The organism is uncultured Corynebacterium sp., from assembly GCF_946998835.1.
Taxonomy (GTDB): domain Bacteria; phylum Actinomycetota; class Actinomycetes; order Mycobacteriales; family Mycobacteriaceae; genus Corynebacterium.
This window is the reverse complement of sequence record NZ_CAMQAZ010000022.1, coordinates 22,440-41,630: the sequence shown is the minus strand read 5'-3', so window position 1 is coordinate 41,630 and position 19,191 is coordinate 22,440. Positions and strand designations below refer to the sequence as shown.

Below are 19,191 nucleotides of genomic sequence, written 5' to 3'. Positions count from 1 at the left end.
TCGGCTCGTCGTACTGCGAAATCTGGTAGTTCTTCGGCTGGTCCGGGTAGAAGTAGTTCTTGCGCGCGAAGCGAGAGGACTCAGCGATCTGGCAGTTCAGCGCCAGGCCAATTTTGATAGCCCACTCAACGCCCTGACGGTTAACCACGGGCAGCGCACCCGGCAGGCCGAGGCTGCAGGGATCGACGTTGCTATTCGGCTCGGCACCGAAGTTTGCCGAGGAGGAGGAGAACATCTTGGTCTTCGTCGAAAGCTCGACGTGGACCTCCATGCCCATTACTGGGTCAAAACGTTCGAGGACCTCATCAAAGTCCATCAAGTCATCAGCGTATGCAGCGGTCATGTTTGTAAAGTCTACTAGCGATGGCACCGCGCGCGTGCCCTAGGGTATATCTCGTGCCCGAAGTTAACGAACACCCACCGATTCCCCCGACGTCAGCGCGCGATACGCCGACGTTCCGCGACGCTGCCGATCGCCACCGCGCAGGTGCCACTTTCGACGAGAACCTGCAGGAAAGTGCCGACGGTGCGGGCGGTTATCACCGCGTGCGGCCCGGATATCCGCCGGCGGTCATTGACGCGCTTGCCCGTCTCGCGCCGTGCCCACAGGTGGTCGTCGATATCGGCGCCGGCACCGGAAAGTTCACCGCCTCGCTTGCCGACGTCTACCGCGACGCCACCCTGCTGGCCCTCGATCCCTCCACCGCGATGCGGCAGGCGCTACCGCACAATGTGCCAGCGGCGAAATGCCTGGACGGCACTGCGGAGCACACGGGGCTGGAATCTGACAGCGTCGATGTGGCAACGTGCGCGCAGACCTGGCACTGGGTGGACACGGCCGCTGCAAGTAGAGAATGTGCGCGGGTGTTGCGTGCGGGTGGCGTGGCCATGCTGGTGTGGAACACTTTGGATGTCTCCGTGCCGTGGGTACATCGGCTTAGCCGCATCATGCACGCCGGTGACGTGTTACGCCCCGGCTTTTACCCGGAGGTAGGACCAGAATTGGATCTGGTCGATGAAGTACGACTGACCTGGGAACAGACCGTGACCATCGAGGATGTCGTACTACTGGCTCGGACACGCTCCTACTGGCTTCGCTCGAAACCAGCCACACGCGAGAAGGTGGAGGCAAACTTACACTGGTACCTCCACGAGCATTTGGGGCACACATACGAAGAAGGCATCGCCCTTCCCTATCGGTGCGATGCCTTCTATTTTCGCGTTAGTTAGTCGCGCTAGCCAGACGAGCTAGTGAGACGGGCTAGTTTTCTTTCTTCGGCTTCGGCTTCGCCACACGCTTGATTGCGTTCTTAGTCTGTCCGGCCAGTTTCTTCGGCGCAGTAGCTGTAGCTTCGCCTGGGAAGGAGTTCTTCGCAGTCTCGCGGGGGTCGTCTTCGTCAGAAGCTTCTTCGATTTCGGAGAGTTTCTCCAGTCGCTCGTTGTCCTTTTCAACGATGCGCTCGGCGTCGTCCTCGGTGAAGTCAACATTGTCGTCGCTGACCAGTTCCTCCACGATGTCGTCGCGGACGCTTTCCTGAAGGTCGACATTGGAGATGTTGGAGTTTGCCAAAGCGCGGTCGAGCTTCTTCTGATCCGCCGTGGTGAACTTCTTGTTCGGGTGCATCTTGCGGCGAGCGAGTTTGCGGATGCGACCGCGACGCTTCGACTCTTCCATCAGCTTGTTGCGTCCAGTCAGGTACGCGCCGCACAGAATCACGATAAGAGCGATACCGACATAACCAAGGGCCGGGTAGATAGAGCCGACCAGAGTCTTGAAACCGAAGAAGCTCAGGCCAAAGCCAACCAGCACGGTCACGATGAACACCAAACGGAAGCGGTGCGGGGTGTTGCGCGTCAGGCGGCGGCCCAGCGCGTAGAACATGCCGATGGCGGTATTGAAGATCATCGCGTAGATGATGATTGCCATCACGGTGCCCAGAACTGGGTGGATCTCATTGACAATTGCCAAAGTCGGCATATCCTCGTGTCCAACGTCCTTGACCTTGAAGAAGAGAGCGAAGGTCACAAGTGTCAACAGACCTGCGTAGATGGTGCCGCCCATGAAACCACCGATGCCGGCCTCTCGTGGGTTCAGGTAACTACCGCCAATGACGATGGACATCGATACGGCCACCATCACACAGAAACCGACATAGTTCAGGGCGGAAATTGACCAGTGCGGCAACGAAGTCGACAATTCAGTGGTGTACTGCGCGGCCTCCGACATCGACGTGTCGTTGGTGAACAGAGTGTAGATACCGGCACCGAGCAGGAACACGATGATAAACGGGGTAATCATGCCGATTATTCGGCTGACCTTGTCCGCATCCAGCATGCCGACCCCCAAGGTCAGCGCGACCATAATCACGGCACCAATCCACACCGGCAGTCCAAACTGCTGGTTCAAGTTCGCACCCGCACCGGCAAACATGACGAAGCCGGTACAGAACAATGTGATCATCACGGCGATGTCCAGAATCTTCGAAACCCAGTTTCGGGTGATGACGTCGAAGACCTCGGAATGCTCGTCTGCCTGCAAGTAGCTGGCGATTGACAGCACTGCCAAACCGCTGGCAATCATCACGACGGAGGCGAGAATGACGCCCCATAGGCCGTTTGTGCCGAATGCCACGAAGTACTGCATCATTTCCTGGCCGGACGCGAATCCGGCACCGACAGTTAGGCCCACGAAGGCCATTGCAATTGCTGTGGCTCTTTTCCACATAGCGAGAAAATCCTAAATATATGTCTATTTTTCAAAAATCGGAACTCTATAAAGCATACTGCCCGGGCAGGTGATTAATACACCAACCCGGGCAGTATGTCTATTTTGTTATAAAGAATTGCCTAATTGTTTAGCAAAGCGTGCTTAACCGACACGCTTAACCAAACAGCGCAGCAGCAGCGCGGTAACGGCCTTCCGGGACGACCTTCAGCTCGGAGACCGCATCGTCGATGTCGATGCGTTCGATGTTCTCGCCGTGCAGCGCGACAATCTTGCCGAAGTCCCCCTCGTGGACTGCGCGGGTAGCGTGGACACCGTAGCGGGTGGCCAGGACGCGGTCGTACGCAGTTGGGGTACCACCACGCTGGATGTGCCCCAGCACCGTAGTACGGACATCATAGCCAGTGCGGTTCTTAATCTCCGCGCCAATGACCTGGCCGATACCGTTGAAGGTCTGGTGACCGAACTGGTCAACACCGCCCTCTTCGTAATCCATAGTGCCCGGCTTCGGAGTCGCGCCTTCAGCAACGACAATAATGCCGTACTTCTCGCCCATCTGGAAGCGGCGCTCCATCGACTTCACAATCTCGTTGATGTCGAACGGCTTTTCCGGAATGACAATATGGTGTGCACCACCGGCCATGCCCGCATGCAGGGCAATCCACCCAACGTGACGCCCCATGACCTCAACGATCATGACGCGCTGGTGTGACTCCGCCGTGGTGTGCAGGCGGTCGACAGCGTCTGTGGCAACCGCCACGGCCGTGTCGAAGCCGAAGGTGTAGTCAGTTCCGTTGACGTCGTTGTCAATGGTCTTCGGGACACCAACAACCGGCACACCGTTGTCTGAAAGCCACTTGCCAGCCTTCAGCGTGCCTTCGCCGCCAATTGGAATGAGGGCATCGATTCCCGCATCAGCGAGGTTTTCCTTAATGCGGTCGAGGTTAGACATGAGGATGTCCGGGTGTACGCGACCGGTGCCCAGCATGGTGCCGCCACGCAGCAGCATGCGGTCAATCCGCTCATCGTCATAAAGTTGAACCCTACGGTCTTCCATGAGGCCAATCCAACCGTCCTCGAAACCGACGACGGTTGAGCCGTACTCGCTCGAGCTGGTACGGACAATTGCACGGATGACGGCATTCAGACCGGGACAATCTCCACCGGAGGTAAGGGTCGCAATTCGCATGATGCCTACCTTAGTCGCGTTAGTCAGTTCGTGCTTGACGGCATTGGTCAAAACTACTTTTGCAGGTATTCCTGCCCCGGCAACTCGGATGGCAGTTCCATCTTCGTCGTGACATCCGATGCCGGCAGGAGACCGTACTCCTCCAGCGCCTTGCGCACGTACTCGGCGGCATCGACGTTCAGTGGCGACTCTGTCCACATGGCATACGGCAGATTAATAAAGCGATTCTCCTTGACCGCCTTCAAATCCTTGGTCGCCGGGTTCGTACGCAGGACCTTAATCTTCTCTTCGAAGGTCTGACCCGGGTATTCCACGAGCGCGATGAAGTCGGGTTCCATTTCCGCAACATGTTCCCAGGACATCGTGGTCCACGTGTCCTTGATTGACTCGGCGGCATTGGCCGCGCCGGCCTTGTCCATGATGCCTTGTGGCGCGCCGAAAGAACCGGAAGTAAACGGCGCATCGCCTGAAGAGTCAAAGAGGAATCCCACCGGCTTCTTGTCGCCCTTCGGTGCGTCGTCCAGTGCCTTCAGGCGGTCATCAATATCGGCAATGACCTTGTCGCCCTCACCGTCATGACCGGTCAGCGTAGCGATGTTCTTCAAGTCAAGCTTGACGGCTTCCCACGGATCCACCAGGCCACGGACATGCCCAGGGTCACCGCTGCCGCCCTCACCTGCTGCGGCATCGTCACTGCTGCGGCAGGACTCGGTCAGAATATAAGCGCCGATCCCGTGCTCGGACAGCGACTCCGGGGTAATCCCCTTGTCTTCACTAAAGCCATAGCCCCAGCCCGCCAGCATCAAGTCCGGCTCGGCCGCAATAACTTGCTCCAGATTCGGGTACTCCTTCGCCACTTCCGGCTTCTGGGCAATTTCGTCACCGTAGGCTGCAGTCAGCACCGGCAGGTGCGAAGCCATGGAACTCACTGCCGTGATTTCATCTGCGGCCCCCACAGCCAGCGCCAGCGAAGCAATATTGCCGTCATTGATCAGCAGCTTCTTCGCCACACCCGGGTAGCTGACTTCTTCACCGCAGTTGGTGAGGGTAATGCCTGACGACGACGCGTGCGTACCCTCGTCGGAACCACAGGCGGCAACTCCAAATGCCAGTGCGGCCACAGCGACACCAGCGGCTGAGGCGCGCAAGGGACGTCGGAAAGCGTGTGTGTTATTCATGGTAGGATACTCCTAACTGTTGGTGGTCACACCTAGCTCGCTGTCGATGGCGAGGTGGCGGCGACCGGAGGGGGAATTGAGCTGACAGGATTCGACCTGAAAGATGTCGGCGACAAAGTCGCGGGTAAGCACTTCTTCGGGGATACCATCGGCCGCGATACCGCCGTCTGCGACCACGATGACGCGGTCGAAGTGGTTCATCACCAGGTCCAGGTCGTGGATGGCGGCGATGACGCAGGCTCCGCTGGAGCGGGCCAGGCGCAGTACGGACTGCTGGTGGCGCACGTCAAGGTGGTTGGTGGGCTCGTCGAGAAGCATGATTGGCGAGTCCTGGGCGATGGCACGCGCAAGACACACGCGACGCCGTTGCCCACCCGAGAGCTGCCCACACGGGCGTTGCGCGACCGCTTCGAGCCCTACGAGTTCCAATGCGCGATCGACATGGGAATTGTCCTCGGCAGTGTTGCCAGCAAAGAGGCGCTGGTAGGGCAAGCGGCCGAGTGAGACGAAGTCACGTACCCGCATTTCCGCGGGTGGAACTTCGTTCTGCGCGACAAAGGCGAGGGCGCGGGCACGGTTCTTCGAGCTAATCGCGGTCATGGATGTGCCGTTAATCTCGACATCACCAGCAGACGGCTTCGTGATTCCACCGAGAGCACGCAGCAGAGTGGACTTGCCCGCGCCGTTGACTCCGATGATGGCAGTCATGGGTTCCGTGCCGAAGTCGAGATTGACGCCGCCGACGATGGTGCGACCGGCGATATCGCAACGCACATCCTTGGCGGAAAGTACAGACTTTTGTGGGGTAGTCATTTACTCGGCACCTCCGTAGCTGTAGTGCGAGCGACTCATCAGATAGAGGAAGAGTGGCGCACCGACAAGTCCCGTTACCACACCCAGCGGCATTTCTTGGCTGCCGCCAACTACACGAGCGATGATGTCCACCCAGATGAGAAACAGTCCACCCATGAGCGCGGCCACTGGCAAGACAACGCGATGCGTGGCGCCCACCAAGATGCGGGTCAAGTGCGGAATCACCAGACCGACAAACCCAATGCCACCAGAGACCGCCACGAGCGTGCCGACGAGCACCGCCTGTAGCACAAATACCTGCGTACGTAGCCGCGAAACATCGATGCCCACGGCCGCCGCAGTGCTCTCACCAGTTGCCAGCGCGTCCAGATGTCGGGCCTTGACCAGGAAAAACAGTAGCACTGCAATGAGAACAACCAGTGGAAAGAGCGTCTTTATCCACGTCGCGCCAGCGACGGAGCCCAGCATCCAGAACATCACCGACTGAGCGGCTCTCGGGTCGGGGCCTGCGAAGACCATGAAGCTACTCAGCGCCGAAAACGCCGCGGAAAGCACCACGCCGGACAGCACTAGGCGCAATGGGGTCAGCCCTCCCCCGGCCCTGGCGAAGGCGCCGACTGCGAGCGTTGCCATCACCGCACCGAGCAGCGCGCCGAACGTCAGCGGCGCGATGGGGCTGCCGGAGAAAGCACCGAAGATGATCACTGCGGTAGCACCGGCACCGGCGCCTGCGGAAATACCCAACAGATACGGGTCTGCCAGTGGGTTACGCACTAGCGTCTGCATAGCCACGCCAGAGACCGCCAGCCCCGCACCGACAATGGCGGCGAGAATTCCCCTGGGAGCACGGAGATTCCAGATGATGGTGTCCGAGCTCGCTGGGACGGACTCATCCAGCTCAGTGCCGAACAAGTGGTGCGAGATTACCTGCGTCGTGGTGGACCAGGTGATGTCCGCCGAGCCGAAAACCACGGCCGCGACCAGGCTGACCGCGATGGCAATTATAATGACCAGCCCATAAATCCACGGCAAAAAGCGCGGTGGCTCCTTCGCTCTTACTCTTTCCTTGTTTGCGCTCCTGCGCATATATGAAACTTTCCCCAAAACGGCGACAACCGCCGCTTCCTCACCTGAGTGAGAAAACGACGGTTGCAAACCTGCTAGCACCTATTAGGCGATTGGACCGCGCACCTTTTCGTAGGCAGCGCCCACCTTGTACAGCCGGTCATCGCCATGACGCGGAGCCATAATCTGCAGACCCACCGGCAGGCCGGTGTCTCCCGCCAGGCCCGACGGCACAGACATACCGCACATACCGGCCAGGTTCAGCGGCAGCGTGCACAGGTCAAACATGTACATGCTCAGCGGATCGTCGACCTTCTCCCCCAGCTTGAATGCAGTGGTCGGAGTGGTCGGCGAAATCAGGACATCCACCTGCTCGAAGGCGCGCTCGAAGTCCTGCTGAATCAGGGTACGGACACGCTGTGCCTGGATGTAGTAGGCGTCGTAGTAGCCGACCGACAGCGCGTAGGTACCGATGATGATGCGGCGCTTGACCTCATCACCAAAACCAGCGGCGCGGGTCATAGCCATGACCTCATCGGCCGAGTGGGTACCGTCGTCACCGACGCGCTGACCGTAGCGCATACCGTCGAAACGAGCCAGGTTGGAGCTGACCTCACACGGCAGAATCAGGTAGTACGCGCTCAGTGCGTGGTCGAAGTTCGGGCAGTCGACCTCGACGACCTCCGCGCCGGCTTCCTTCAGCTTGTCGACGGCCTCGTGGAAGCTGTCCAACACGCCTTCCTGGTAGCCGTCGGTGCGGTCAAACTGCTTGACGACGCCGACCTTGACCCCCGAAAGGTCACCAGTAGCACCCTCCTTGGCGGCAGCCACCACGTCAGCGATTGGCTGATCCGTAGAGGTCGAGTCATTCTCGTCGTGGCCAGCAATAATCTCGTGCAGCAACGCGGTGTCCAGTACCGTGCGCGCGGTCGGGCCGCCCTGGTCCAGCGAGGAGGCACAGGCAACCAGGCCGTAGCGGGATACCGTGCCGTACGTCGGCTTCACACCGACCGTTGCGGTCAGAGCTGCCGGCTGACGGATAGAGCCACCGGTGTCGGTACCGATTGCCAGCGGAGCCATACCGGAGGCCAGAGCTGCCGAGGATCCGCCACCGGAGCCACCTGCGGTGCGCTCCACGTCCCACGGGTTGTGGGTCGGGCCGTAGGCGGAGTTTTCGGTCGACGAGCCCATGGCGAACTCATCCATATTGGTCTTACCCAGGATTGGGATACCGGCTGCACGCAGCTTGGCGGTAACCGTCGCGTCGTAGGGGCTCATGTAGCCCTCGAGCATCTTGGACGCACAGGTCGTCGGGGCGTCGGTGGTGGTGAAGACGTCCTTCAGCGCCAGCGGCACACCGGCCAGTGCGGAGGCCGGCTCCTCGCCAGCGTCCAGCGACTCGTCGACCTTGCGAGCTGCCGCCAGTGCCTCTTCAGCACCGACGTGCAGGAATGCGTGAATGTCCTCATCGATCGCCGCGATGCGGTCGAGGAACGCCTGGGTAACCTCCACCGAGGTCAGCTCACGAGCGTGAATCTTCTGTGCGAGCTCGAAAGCACTCAGACCCAGAATCGGGTCCTCGGCAACAGCGGCATGCAGGTTCGGGTTAGCTGCAGTCATTTCTTCCACGTACTCCTACTCGCCGAGAATCTGGGGAACTTCGAAGCGCTGACGCTCCTGGGACGGCGCCTGGTCCAGGGCCTGCTCCGCAGTCAGTGTCGGCTTGACGACGTCCTCGCGCATCACACCGGACAGCGAAGAGGGGTGACTCATCGGCTCCACATCATCCGCAGCCACCTTTTGAACGGCCTGGACGTGGTTAATAATGCCGTCAATCTGACCGGCGAACTCGTCGAGTTCCGCGTCAGTCAGAGCCAGACGGGACAATCGCGCTAGGTGGGCGACCTCATCACGTGAGATAGCTGGCACGCTAGTACCCCTTTCATTTCTTCGTACGAAGCTAGTGCACCGAAGTTTAGTTGAAACTGAATGTAAACCGCGCTAGCGGGCTGTACTTGCTTACAGTAGTCGTTGCCGTCAAGCAGTTGTCCGCAGGGTCTTACATTTCAAAGGTTTACCCTGTAGCCTAAATCACTGCTTCTATAGTTACACCGCAAGAATCACTATCAGTTATCCGAAAGGTTGTGCACACAGCCATGAGTTACCTCCTTCGTATCCAGCTTCCCGACGAACCAGGCTCGCTTGGATACGTCGCGGCTGCACTGGGCGAAGTAGATGGTGACATTCGCAGCGTCGATGTCGTACACCACGGCACTGGCGGCATTGTTATCGACGACATCGTGGTCGACCTGCCTACGGGAATGCTGCCGGACACGCTGATTACCGCCGCTCAGTCCATCAGCGGAGTCGAAGTTGATTCGATTCGACCCTTTTCCGGATCAGTTGACCGCCGCGGCCAGATTGCGCTGTTGGCCAAGTTCTCGCAGCACACCAACAACCTGGACCGCGCCCTCGGCGAGATTGTCGACGGCCTGCCACAGACGATGACTGCAGGCTGGGCAATTGTGCTCGGAGAGCACAGCGATGGGCAGTGGGTGCGCCTGGCTTCGTCTAGCGCGGCCCCCGAGGACAACGGCAAGACGCTACCGGCTGCCCCAATTCACTCACCGCGCAATCTGGACCCGGAAGCAGATGCATGGTTGCCGGAGGACTGGACAGTTATGGATTCCTCCATTGCCGCTACCCCAATGGGCAAGGGCCTGGTCCTCATCATTGGCCGCCCCGGAGGGCCGGACTTTTTGCCCAGTGAGGTTGAGCATCTGGGACGCATTGGCACGATTGTCGGGGCAATTATCGACTAGCAGTAGTTTGACGAGGAGTGGCTCCTCCCCTATGAAGCGCATCGTTTCGCGCTTAACGGTAGAGTCTGGAAGCGAAACCAGTCCAATAAGGAGCTTCTTTGATGTCGAACTTGAGTGACCTCGTCGGGTCCCATATTCGCGCCGAGTCCGGCCGCGTTCCCCAGTCCTCCACAGAGATGGAATTCTGGTCCGGTCTGTCACGGGTTGTTGTCGATGACCTTGCAGACAATTGGCAGCGCACCACGGAGGCGTACGCGGCCACCCGCCAGCAGCACTACTTCTCCGCTGAGTTCCTCATGGGTCGCGCCCTGCTGAACAACCTACTCAATGTGGGCCTGGTGGATGAGGCCTCTGCCGCGGTGGAAAAGTACGGTAAGAACCTGTCCGATGTGCTGGAGGCTGAGCACGATGCCGCTCTCGGCAATGGTGGTCTGGGCCGCCTGGCAGCCTGCTTCTTGGATTCCTGTGCAACACAGAATCTGCCGGTGACCGGCTACGGCATCCTCTATCGCTACGGCTTGTTCAAGCAGACCTTCGAAAACGGCTTCCAGGAGGAGCACCCGGACCCGTGGATGGAAGAGGGCTACCCCTTCGTCATTCGCCGCGAGGAACTGTCCAAGATTGTCGCTTTTGATGATTTGGTCGTTCGCGCAGTTCCGTATGACATGCCAATTACCGGCTACGGCACCGATAACGTCGGCACGCTGCGCCTGTGGCACTCAGAGCCGATGCGCGAGTTCGACTACGACGCTTTCAACTCGCAGCGCTTCACCGACGCCATCGTCGAGCGCGAGCGCGTCCACGACCTGTGCCGTGTGCTCTACCCGAATGACTCGACCTATGACGGCAAGGTCCTGCGTGTCCGCCAGCAGTACTTCTTCGTCTCCGCGTCACTGCAGACGATGATTGATTCCTACATTGAGAATCACGGCGAGGACCTGCGTGACTTCCACAAGTACAATTCCATTCAGCTCAATGACACCCACCCGGTGCTCGCCATCCCAGAGCTGATGCGTCTGCTCCTGGATGAGCACGACATGAGCTGGGACGACGCCTGGAACGTCGTGTCCAACACCTTCGCCTACACCAACCACACCGTGCTGGCAGAAGCGCTGGAGACCTGGGAATACTCCATCTTTGACCGCCTCTTCGGCCGCGTCCTGGAAATTACCCGTGAGATTGACCGCCGCTTCCGCGAAGACTTGGCGGAGCGCGGCTTCGACCAGGGCAAAATCGACTACATGGCACCGATTTCCAACGGCCGCATCCATATGGCATGGATTGCCTGCTACGCCGCTTACTCCATCAACGGTGTTGCGGCTCTGCACACGGAAATCATTAAGCGCGAGACGTTGAAGGACTGGCACGACATCTGGCCGGAGCGCTTCAACAACAAGACCAATGGCGTCACTCCGCGCCGCTGGCTCAACCAGTGCAACCCGCGCCTGTCGGCTCTGCTGACTCGCCTGTCGGGATCGGACGCCTGGGTCACCGATCTGGATAAGCTCACTGAGCTTGAAAAGTTCGCCGACGACGAGGCCGTCCTGCGTGAGATTCTCGACATCAAGCACGAGAACAAGAAGGACTTCGCCACCTGGTTGGAGCACCGCCAGGGCATTTCGGTGAACCCGGATGCCATCTTCGATACCCAGATTAAGCGTCTGCACGAGTACAAGCGTCAGCTGCTCAACGCGCTCTACATCCTGGATCTCTACTACCGCCTCAAGGAAGATCCGGCTCTGGATGTGCCGCCGCGCGTATTCATCTTCGGCGCCAAGGCGGCTCCGGGCTACGTCCGCGCCAAGGCCATTATTAAGTTCATCAACGCTATCGCCGAGAAGGTCAACAACGATCCGGACATGGACGGCCGCCTGCAGGTCGCCTTCGTTGAGAACTACAACGTCACCCCGGCCGAGCACATCATCCCGGCCACCGACGTCTCGGAGCAGATTTCCACTGCTGGTAAGGAAGCTTCGGGTACCTCGAACATGAAGTTCATGATGAACGGCGCGCTGACGCTGGGCACCATGGACGGCGCAAACGTCGAGATTGTCGACGCCGCCGGCGAAGAGAACGCCTACATCTTCGGCGCGCTGGAAGAGAACCTGCCAGAGCTGCGTCGCACCTACAGCCCGCGTGGCACCTACGAAACGGTGCCGGGTCTCAAGCGCGCTGTCGATTCGCTTATCGACGGCACTTTTGATGACGGTGGCAGCGGAATGTTCCATGACCTGCACTTCTCGCTGTTGGAGTCCAACGGGTACGAGCCGGCCGATGTCTACTACGTCCTCGGCGACTTCGCCGACTACCGTGAAACTCGCGACCGTATGGCCGAGGACTACCGCGATGAGCTGGCATGGGCCAAGAAGTGCTTCCTGAATGTCATCCGTTCGGGCCGCTTCTCCTCCGACCGCACCATCCGCGATTACGCCAACGACGTCTGGAAGCTGGAAGAGACCAAGATTTAGGCCTGCCCAGTTTCCAGCAACCGCTTGAACCCATCCTCATCGAGGATGGGCAAGCCCAGCTCCTCGGCCTTTGTGGCCTTGGAGCCGGCGTTTTCGCCAACCACCACGTAGTCGGTTTTCTTCGACACCGACCCCGCTGCCTTGCCGCCGCGGGAGATAATGGCTTCCTTTGCGCTGTCGCGAGTGAAGTCCTCCAACGAACCGGTGACCACCACGGTCAGCCCCTCTAGCACCTGCTCCGGCCGGTCGTTAACCTCATCAGCCATGCGCACGCCCGCGGCTTCCCAGCGTTCGACAACCTCGCGGTGCCAATCCACCTCGAACCAATCGGCCACGGAATCGCCGATAATCTCACCGATGCCATCGATGGCCGAAATCTCCTCGCGGCTCGCAACCCGCAGCGCCTCCATCGAACCAAACTTCTGCGCCAAGGTCCGCGCCACTGTCGGCCCCACATGACGAATGGACAGGCTGACCAACACCCGCCACAGCTCTTTGTCCTTGGCGGCCTCAATGTTGGCCAGCAGCTTCTTCCCATTGGCATTGAGCGACTTGCGCGAAGCCGTGGTGTAGACCTCAGTGCCGAGCAAATCTTCCTCAGTGAGGTCGAAGAGCAGGGACTCGTCGTCAAGCACGCCGCGATGAATCAAATCGGCAGCACCCCGCTCCCCCAGGTTTTCAATATCGAACCCGGAACGGGAGGCGAGGAATTCAATTCGACGACGCAGCTGACCTGGGCAGTAGCGGGTGTTGGGGCAACGCCAATCGGCGTCGCTGTCCTTTGCCGGCGCCAAACGTGTACCGCACTCAGGGCACAGGGTCGGATAGATGTACTTGCGCTCGCTTCCGTCGCGGAGATCGGCCACGGGACCGAGCACCTCTGGAATCACGTCACCGGCCTTGCGGATAGTCACGCGGTCACCAATGAGCACACCTTTTCGGTGCACTTCAGACGGGTTGTGCAGTGTCGCCATCTCCACCGTCGAACCCGCCACAAAGACTGGCTTCATGACTGCATACGGTGTCGCTCGACCAGTTCGGCCGATGGAGACGCGAATATCCAACAGGTCGGTCGTAACCTCTTCCGGCGGATACTTATAGGCAATCGCCCACCGCGGCGCACGAGAGGTCGCCCCCAGTGCACGCTGCTCAGAAAGAGAATCGACCTTGACCACAAGGCCGTCCATCTCGTGGATGGCATCGTGGCGGTGCTCGCCCCAGTACTGCATCTGCTTGACGACGTCATCCGCGGAATGAACCTGTTTTGTATACGGCGACACGTGGAAGCCCCACTCGTCCAAGGCGCGGTAGGCCTCGTGCTGGGACTGCGGACGCCAGCCCTCGATATGACCAATTCCATGACAGATCATGGACAAACGGCGCTTTGCCACTTCTGCAACGTCCTTTTGCCGCAGTGAACCGGCGGCGGCGTTGCGGGGATTGGCAAACGGCTTCTGGCCTGCGTCGACACGGTCGGCGTTGATGCGTTCGAACTCTTCCAGCGAGATAAAGACCTCACCACGCACTTCGAGCACGTCCGGGATGTTCTCGCCGCTGATTTCGTGCGGAATATCTGCGATGGTGCGTGCATTGGCAGTAACGTTTTCGCCCACCCGGCCATCTCCACGGGTGGCGGCTCGAACGAGGCGGCCCTGCTCATAGACCAGGTCGATGGATAGGCCATCGATTTTCAGCTCTGTCAGGTACGTGCTGGCCGGAGTGCGGACCAGCCAGCTGCGCAACTCCTGCTCATCGAAAACATTGTCCAAGCTGTAGAGGCGTTCGAGGTGTTCAACGGGTTCGAATACTTCACCGTCTGCAGGAGTGTTTACCTGCGCACCAACCTGCTGCGTCGGGCTGTCCGACACCGCCAGGTCGGGCCACTGCTCCTCTAGCCGCTGCAGTTGGCGGAACATCTCGTCGTACTCAGCGTCAGAGATAACCGGCTGTGCGGTGTAATACAGCGCGGCGTTTTCTCGGATGCGAGTTGCTAAATCTTGCCACCTCTCCCGGACATCTGCCGGAGCCGGCTCGGAAGTTGACAGGTCGGAGTTCTCATCGGTCGAGGAAGTCACGTCGCTCATTCTATGTCATTGCCCGGATGCGTCGATCGAACTGAAATTCTCCTGGCCCGCCCCTGTCCCGTCCCTGCTCTTCTCTGCGAATCCGCGGTCTCCGCTACAGTTGAGACATGCATAATTTCGATCCGCGACGCATGCTCGCGTTTGATCTGGAGACGACCGGCACGGACCCCCGCACCTGCAGAATTGTCACTTCTGCGCTGGTCCGGCTGACTGAGCAAGGCAAAGATTCCACCATCATGCTCGCCGATCCCGGTGTCGAAATTCCGCAAGCTGCGGCCGATGTGCATGGCATCACCACGGAAAAAGCTCGCGCGGAGGGGCATCCGCATGATGAAGTACTGGCGGATACCATTGCGGGCCTGCAAGCCGCCTGGCGCGATGGGCTGACCGTCGTGGCCTACAACGCGGCTTATGATTTGACGGTACTGCGCTCGCAGGATCCCAGTTTTACCGTTGACGGCCTCGTGGTCGATCCGTTCGTGCTGGACCACTACTTTGATCCAGACCGTCGCGAAAAGCGCACTCTAACTGATGTCTCCCGCCATTATCAGGTGCGCCTCGACGGGGCACATGATGCCACCGAAGATGCTCTCGCTGCCGCGCGCATCGCATGGGTGATGGCGCGTCACTTCCGGGAATTAACCGAAAAGTCGGGAGAAGAACTGATGGAGCTGCAGGCCGTCACGTACTACCAGTACAAGAAGAACCTGCAGCGTCGGCTGGCGAATCAAGGCCGCGATGTATCGGACTTCACTTTCGGGTGGCCGACCGACGTCGCTGATGCTTGATTTCTCTGACGTTTAAAGTCGGCGCATCTTTTACTAGCTCTCTACCGGCACTGTTTCCGGCTTCGTCGGCCACAGTGCATTAGCGCCAATCAGTCTGACAATGGCCGGGACAATGAAGGGTCGGACCACGAAGGTATCCAGCAGAATACCTAGCGCTAAGCCCAAACCGAACTGGTAGAGCTCACGGATTGGCTGGGTCATCAGCACCGCGAAGGTAGCCGCCAGAATCAGACCTGCCGAAGAAACCACACCGCCAGTGCGGGCAACAGCAATCTTCATCGCTTCACGCACATCGTGGTGCTTCATCTCCTGCCGCAGCCTGCTCATCACAAAGATGGTGTAGTCCACACCCAGCGCAATCAGGAACACCAGAATGTAGGCGGTCACGCGGTTACCGATGCCCTCATCGCCCTGAATATTCAGCGTGATAAGGACAGTCAGCCCCATCGTGGCGGCGAACGACAGCAACAGTGTCGCCGCCAGGTACAGCGGTGCTAGCAAGGATTGGAGTAATACTGCCAACACGATTGCCACGATGATAATCATCACCGGCACCAGCATCTTGATATCGCGGTCGAGATCGGCACGAACGTCGCGAAGCTCAGCGGTTTCGCCAGTTGCGGTCACTGTCGTGTCTGCGGAAGCACCAACTGCCTTCAGTGCATCGCGCACATCATTGCTGATGGGCTCCAAAGCTTCCATGGACTCTGTGATATACGGATCCTGATTGAGCACAACCGTCATGCGCGCCGTCTGACCGTCATCGGTGATATCACGGGCGGTGACACTGACTCGGGCAATATCTGCAGAATCCTTCTTTGCCACGTCATCAGCGGCCTGCTGCAGCTGCAGTAAATTGAGATTCTTCCCTTCGATGAGCAAGGTAGTCGGAGCGATTTCGCCCGCACCAATATCGCGGGCTGCGATTTCTTGTCCTGCCGCCGAGTCGGTGTCCACGCGGAAACCGGTGAGGAAGTTGAAAGACTCCTTGTAGTTCAGGGAACCCAGCGACATCACAATCAGCAGGGCCAAGCCTGCAGCCAGAACGGCCTTTGGCTTCTTGTCGACGGTATTGGCGACCTTCGTCCACATCTTCGAGTCAACCCGCTGGAGCGCCTTGTCATAGCCTCCCGGCCAAAATGCGGCCTTCCCCACAGCGATGAACAAGGCCGGTAGGAACACGGCAGCGACGATGGCCATTGAGGCCACACCAATAGCGAGGTACGGACCGAAGCCCTGCAGCGCTGGCGACTTAGTAAATAGCAGCGCCATCATTGCCAGGATGATGGTGCCTGCCGAACTGGCGAGCACCTCGCCCGTACGCCCCATTGCATCCACCATTGCAGCGTTGCGGTCCAGCTCTTGCCCCGCCGCTCGCTGGGCAGCCAAGGCTTCTCGATAGCGCGCATTGATAATTAGCGCGTAGTCAGTACCAACACCAAAGAGCAGCACCGTCATAATCGACGCAGTCTGCGAGCTAATCTCAATCACACCAGCATCTGCGAGCAGCGCGCCGACACTCTGGGCCAGCTGCATTGCCACGCCAACGGCCAGCAACGGCAGGATTGCAAGAACCGGCGAACGGTAGACCAGCAGCAAAATAACTAGGACCAAGAGAATGGTTCCGAGCATGAGCACTCGGTCACCTGAGGAAAAGACCTTCACAGTATCGGTGACGATGCCCGCTGGGCCGGTGAGGTGAGTTTCAACCGTGCCAACATTATTAGCCTGGCCAGCTTTGTCGGCAATCGCTGCGATATCCTCGCGCAGCGCATCAATGTCATCGCGGTAGGACTTCTCAGTAGCATCGCCCACCGTGGGGACAACGATGGTTACGGTCTTTCCATCCTCGCTGCGGGTTCCTTCCGGCGAGCCCGGGATGCACTTACCTTCACGAAGGACCTGGCTGCCCAGGCTGGTACACACAGGGCTAATCGGTGCTCGAGTAAATCCACCGTCTCGCTCAGCTAGGTTGGCGAGGACATCGTGCGCAGCTTTCTCAGTGGTCTTCGCCGAGTCTGAAGTCAGCACTACGACGGCAGGTAGAAGATTGGGTTCTGTGGGAAAAGCCTCATGGAGACGCTGCTTCGCTTCCATTGACTGCGCCGTCTCTGACGGGCCTTCGCCGGAGTTCGTCTTTACGTCCTCCACGGAGGGCGCCACCGCTGATAGAAGCCCCACTATCAGCACCGAAATAACGATGGTGAGCCACATGCGTCGTTTGGTGCCAAATAAAGCAGCGTTGAATCGCCGATACATGACGCGGATGTCCTTTCTAGGTGATTATCTGCCTATTCTTGTGGATTATCTCCAGTTCCTGAGATTATGAGAACACCGTGACTTATAAAATCAGCGGAAAGAACGCTCCGTTCTTTCTCAGAAACCAAGGATTTCGCCATGCCTAGAATTTCTGCGGCCACCGTTGTCGAACACCGTCGACAAGTCAATGAAAAGCTGATGGATGCTGCGAGCAGCCTGCTCGCACAACAAGCAGTTAGCGACATAGAGGCACCCCTTAAGGTGGGTGAGATCGCAAAGGAGGCCGGAATTGCTCGGTCCAGTTTCTATCGCTACTACAACACTGTCGATGATCTGGTCGCAGCGCTCGTCCTGCGTGATTTTCCCCAATGGAAAACCGCCGTTGCCACATCCGTGAAAGCGGCCCCGGACCCTATTTCCGCTGCTCGCGCATTCGTCCGCGCCAACATCAGCATGGCCAGCGACTCAAAACACGCGTGGCGAACGGCAGTTTTCTCCTACCACTTTCACCAAGATGCCCAGCGCGAAATCGGGGCAATCCACGCCGAACTACACGACATTCTCGTCGTCGCAATCACGAAGCTCGACAGTCTCGCCGAGTCTCAGGGCTTTCTCGTCGCCCGCACAATCCAAAACATTGTCAACTCTGCCGTCACCGCCGTAGAAGCACTTTCGCTTAACGACGAACAGTTGAAAACCTACATTGCGTGGCATGAAGAAGCCGTGGAAGCGATTTTGGTCTCCGCTACCGCACAGGCTACAAATCCCCCGCAGCGCGACGCATCAGCTCAGCCGTCTCGCGCCCCGCACGAAGCTGAGCAATAGTTTCATCAACATCGCTGTGCGCAAACCCTGACACCGGAGCGATTGATAGCTTGGTTGCGCGGTCCTGATGGGAATACCCCAATTCCTCCCACAACCGTGCAGCCTGCTCAGCTACTCCGCGGGGAGAGCTACCGATGGCCTCTCCGCTAAATTCGTCCCGCTCCGCGACATGCACGGGCACGATGCCAAGCTGCAGCTCTAATCCCTTATCGACCGCAGCAGCGACAAAGTCCAAGTGTGCATTCGTCGAGAGTTCAGTATGCGGAATCCACAGCCCGGTGGCACCGGAGTCAGAGATTGCGCGTAAATCAATGCCGTCAATTTTCTCCACGGCGATTACGGTCTCAATACCGTCGTTAAGCAATTCGGTTGTAAGACGGCGGTACTCCTCGGCAATCTCTCGCGAACCGACAGCTGGAAGGTAGCCATTGACCCCAAGCATCATTGATGGGGCGCGCACTGCCCCGCGAGCAACGGCGCTGAGCATCGGTTCAACGAGAAGGACTTCCACGGCGCAATCAAAGCGACGCCGCACGTCAGCAGCTTGGGAGATGAGCCCAGCAGCCAGCGATTCAGCAAAGTAGGAAACCGCGCCATGATCTGTTGCTACTAATCTGCCTCCGGCAGTTTCCACGGAAGCTGCCATAGTCCAGGGGCCAGCTGCTACCAGGCGAACCAGCTGAGGCGCCGTTTCCCACAGTTCTTCGCAGGCATCAATGTCACGGGCGAGAAAATCACGTGCCCGGGATTGAAGCCGGCCGGCTCTGTCGGCTATCTTCCAGCTCCGCGCTCCCCTATCCACGTTCAGGTCGGCCATGAGTACAGCCGTGCGGCCAATCAAATCAGCACCGAGGCCGCGCGCAGGAAGTAATGGCAGCGCTACATGTCCGTCCAAGCATTCACCAATAATGATCTCTGCTGCCTCGTGGGGATTGATTCCCGGCATGGGGCCTAAACCGACAAAGGATGTCACGG

At 59.0% G+C, this 19,191-nt stretch carries 15 protein-coding genes and 1 pseudogene; 5 read left to right on the top strand and 11 right to left on the bottom strand.

What is annotated here, in order from left to right:
* Positions 1 to 343 (bottom strand): annotated as a pseudogene (locus Q0U90_RS08500) (Asp-tRNA(Asn)/Glu-tRNA(Gln) amidotransferase GatCAB subunit B); the annotation flags it as partial.
* A 53-nt stretch (positions 344 to 396) separates the two neighbouring features.
* Between Q0U90_RS08500 and Q0U90_RS08495 the strand changes: the two are divergent.
* The gene (locus Q0U90_RS08495; RefSeq protein ID WP_297453586.1) at positions 397 to 1,230 is read left to right on the top strand and encodes a class I SAM-dependent methyltransferase; all 834 of its coding nucleotides are present in this window, start codon (positions 397 to 399) and stop codon (positions 1,228 to 1,230) included.
* A gap of 31 nt (positions 1,231 to 1,261) precedes the next feature.
* On the opposite strand, the gene Q0U90_RS08490 is transcribed toward Q0U90_RS08495, so the two are convergent.
* From Q0U90_RS08490 to gatC, 7 genes are all read right to left on the bottom strand, one after another.
* A complete protein-coding gene (locus tag Q0U90_RS08490) occupies positions 1,262 to 2,725 on the bottom strand; it encodes a hypothetical protein (protein WP_297453584.1) in 1,464 nt (487 codons plus the stop codon).
* A 157-nt stretch (positions 2,726 to 2,882) separates the two neighbouring features.
* Positions 2,883 to 3,914, bottom strand: coding sequence for an ATP-dependent 6-phosphofructokinase (locus tag Q0U90_RS08485; protein WP_297453582.1), 1,032 nt, complete (start codon positions 3,912 to 3,914; stop codon positions 2,883 to 2,885).
* Between the two features lie 53 nt (positions 3,915 to 3,967).
* On the bottom strand, positions 3,968 to 5,092 hold the full coding sequence (locus tag Q0U90_RS08480; protein ID WP_297453579.1) for an ABC transporter substrate-binding protein: 1,125 nt from the start codon (positions 5,090 to 5,092) through the stop codon (positions 3,968 to 3,970).
* 12 nt (positions 5,093 to 5,104) lie between these two features.
* The gene (locus Q0U90_RS08475) at positions 5,105 to 5,905 is read right to left on the bottom strand and encodes an ABC transporter ATP-binding protein (RefSeq protein ID WP_297453576.1); all 801 of its coding nucleotides are present in this window, start codon (positions 5,903 to 5,905) and stop codon (positions 5,105 to 5,107) included.
* Positions 5,906 to 6,991, bottom strand: a complete 1,086-nt coding sequence (locus Q0U90_RS08470; RefSeq protein WP_297453573.1) for an iron ABC transporter permease — start codon at positions 6,989 to 6,991, stop codon at positions 5,906 to 5,908.
* Positions 6,992 to 7,075: 84 nt separating this feature from the next.
* Positions 7,076 to 8,590: an Asp-tRNA(Asn)/Glu-tRNA(Gln) amidotransferase subunit GatA gene (gatA, locus tag Q0U90_RS08465; RefSeq protein WP_297453571.1), complete on the bottom strand. Its 1,515-nt coding sequence runs from the start codon at positions 8,588 to 8,590 to the stop codon at positions 7,076 to 7,078.
* Positions 8,591 to 8,605: 15 nt separating this feature from the next.
* Complete coding sequence (gatC, locus tag Q0U90_RS08460; RefSeq protein ID WP_297453568.1) at positions 8,606 to 8,899, bottom strand: Asp-tRNA(Asn)/Glu-tRNA(Gln) amidotransferase subunit GatC; 294 nt, start codon at positions 8,897 to 8,899, stop codon at positions 8,606 to 8,608.
* 227 nt (positions 8,900 to 9,126) lie between these two features.
* On the opposite strand from gatC, the gene Q0U90_RS08455 reads away from it, so the two are divergent.
* Together Q0U90_RS08455 and Q0U90_RS08450 are read left to right on the top strand one after the other, a co-directional pair.
* Entirely contained in the window at positions 9,127 to 9,792 is a 666-nt protein-coding gene (locus Q0U90_RS08455; RefSeq protein WP_297453565.1) for an amino acid-binding ACT domain protein, read from the top strand.
* 101 nt (positions 9,793 to 9,893) lie between these two features.
* Positions 9,894 to 12,260 (top strand): glycogen/starch/alpha-glucan phosphorylase, encoded by a 2,367-nt coding sequence (locus Q0U90_RS08450; protein ID WP_297453562.1) that lies wholly within the window; start codon positions 9,894 to 9,896, stop codon positions 12,258 to 12,260.
* On the opposite strand, the gene ligA is transcribed toward Q0U90_RS08450, so the two are convergent.
* Positions 12,257 to 14,344 carry an NAD-dependent DNA ligase LigA gene (gene ligA / locus Q0U90_RS08445; protein ID WP_297453559.1) on the bottom strand — a complete coding sequence of 696 codons (2,088 nt, stop codon included), beginning with the start codon at positions 14,342 to 14,344 and terminating at the stop codon, positions 12,257 to 12,259. The two genes, Q0U90_RS08450 and ligA, sit on opposite strands and share 4 nt — an antisense overlap.
* A gap of 107 nt (positions 14,345 to 14,451) precedes the next feature.
* Here ligA and Q0U90_RS08440 point away from each other — a divergent pair, with 107 nt between their 5' ends.
* Positions 14,452 to 15,132 (top strand): 3'-5' exonuclease, encoded by a 681-nt coding sequence (locus Q0U90_RS08440; protein WP_297453556.1) that lies wholly within the window; start codon positions 14,452 to 14,454, stop codon positions 15,130 to 15,132.
* 33 nt (positions 15,133 to 15,165) lie between these two features.
* On the opposite strand, the gene Q0U90_RS08435 is transcribed toward Q0U90_RS08440, so the two are convergent.
* Positions 15,166 to 17,346 carry an MMPL family transporter gene (locus tag Q0U90_RS08435; RefSeq protein WP_297453553.1) on the bottom strand — a complete coding sequence of 727 codons (2,181 nt, stop codon included), beginning with the start codon at positions 17,344 to 17,346 and terminating at the stop codon, positions 15,166 to 15,168.
* A 183-nt stretch (positions 17,347 to 17,529) separates the two neighbouring features.
* On the opposite strand from Q0U90_RS08435, the gene Q0U90_RS08430 reads away from it, so the two are divergent.
* Positions 17,530 to 18,216 carry a TetR/AcrR family transcriptional regulator gene (locus Q0U90_RS08430; protein WP_297453550.1) on the top strand — a complete coding sequence of 229 codons (687 nt, stop codon included), beginning with the start codon at positions 17,530 to 17,532 and terminating at the stop codon, positions 18,214 to 18,216.
* Here Q0U90_RS08430 and Q0U90_RS08425 read toward each other — a convergent pair.
* The gene (locus Q0U90_RS08425; protein WP_297453547.1) at positions 18,149 to 19,189 is read right to left on the bottom strand and encodes a methionine synthase; all 1,041 of its coding nucleotides are present in this window, start codon (positions 19,187 to 19,189) and stop codon (positions 18,149 to 18,151) included. The genes Q0U90_RS08430 and Q0U90_RS08425 overlap by 68 nt on opposite strands.
* Positions 19,190 to 19,191 lie beyond the last annotated feature (2 nt).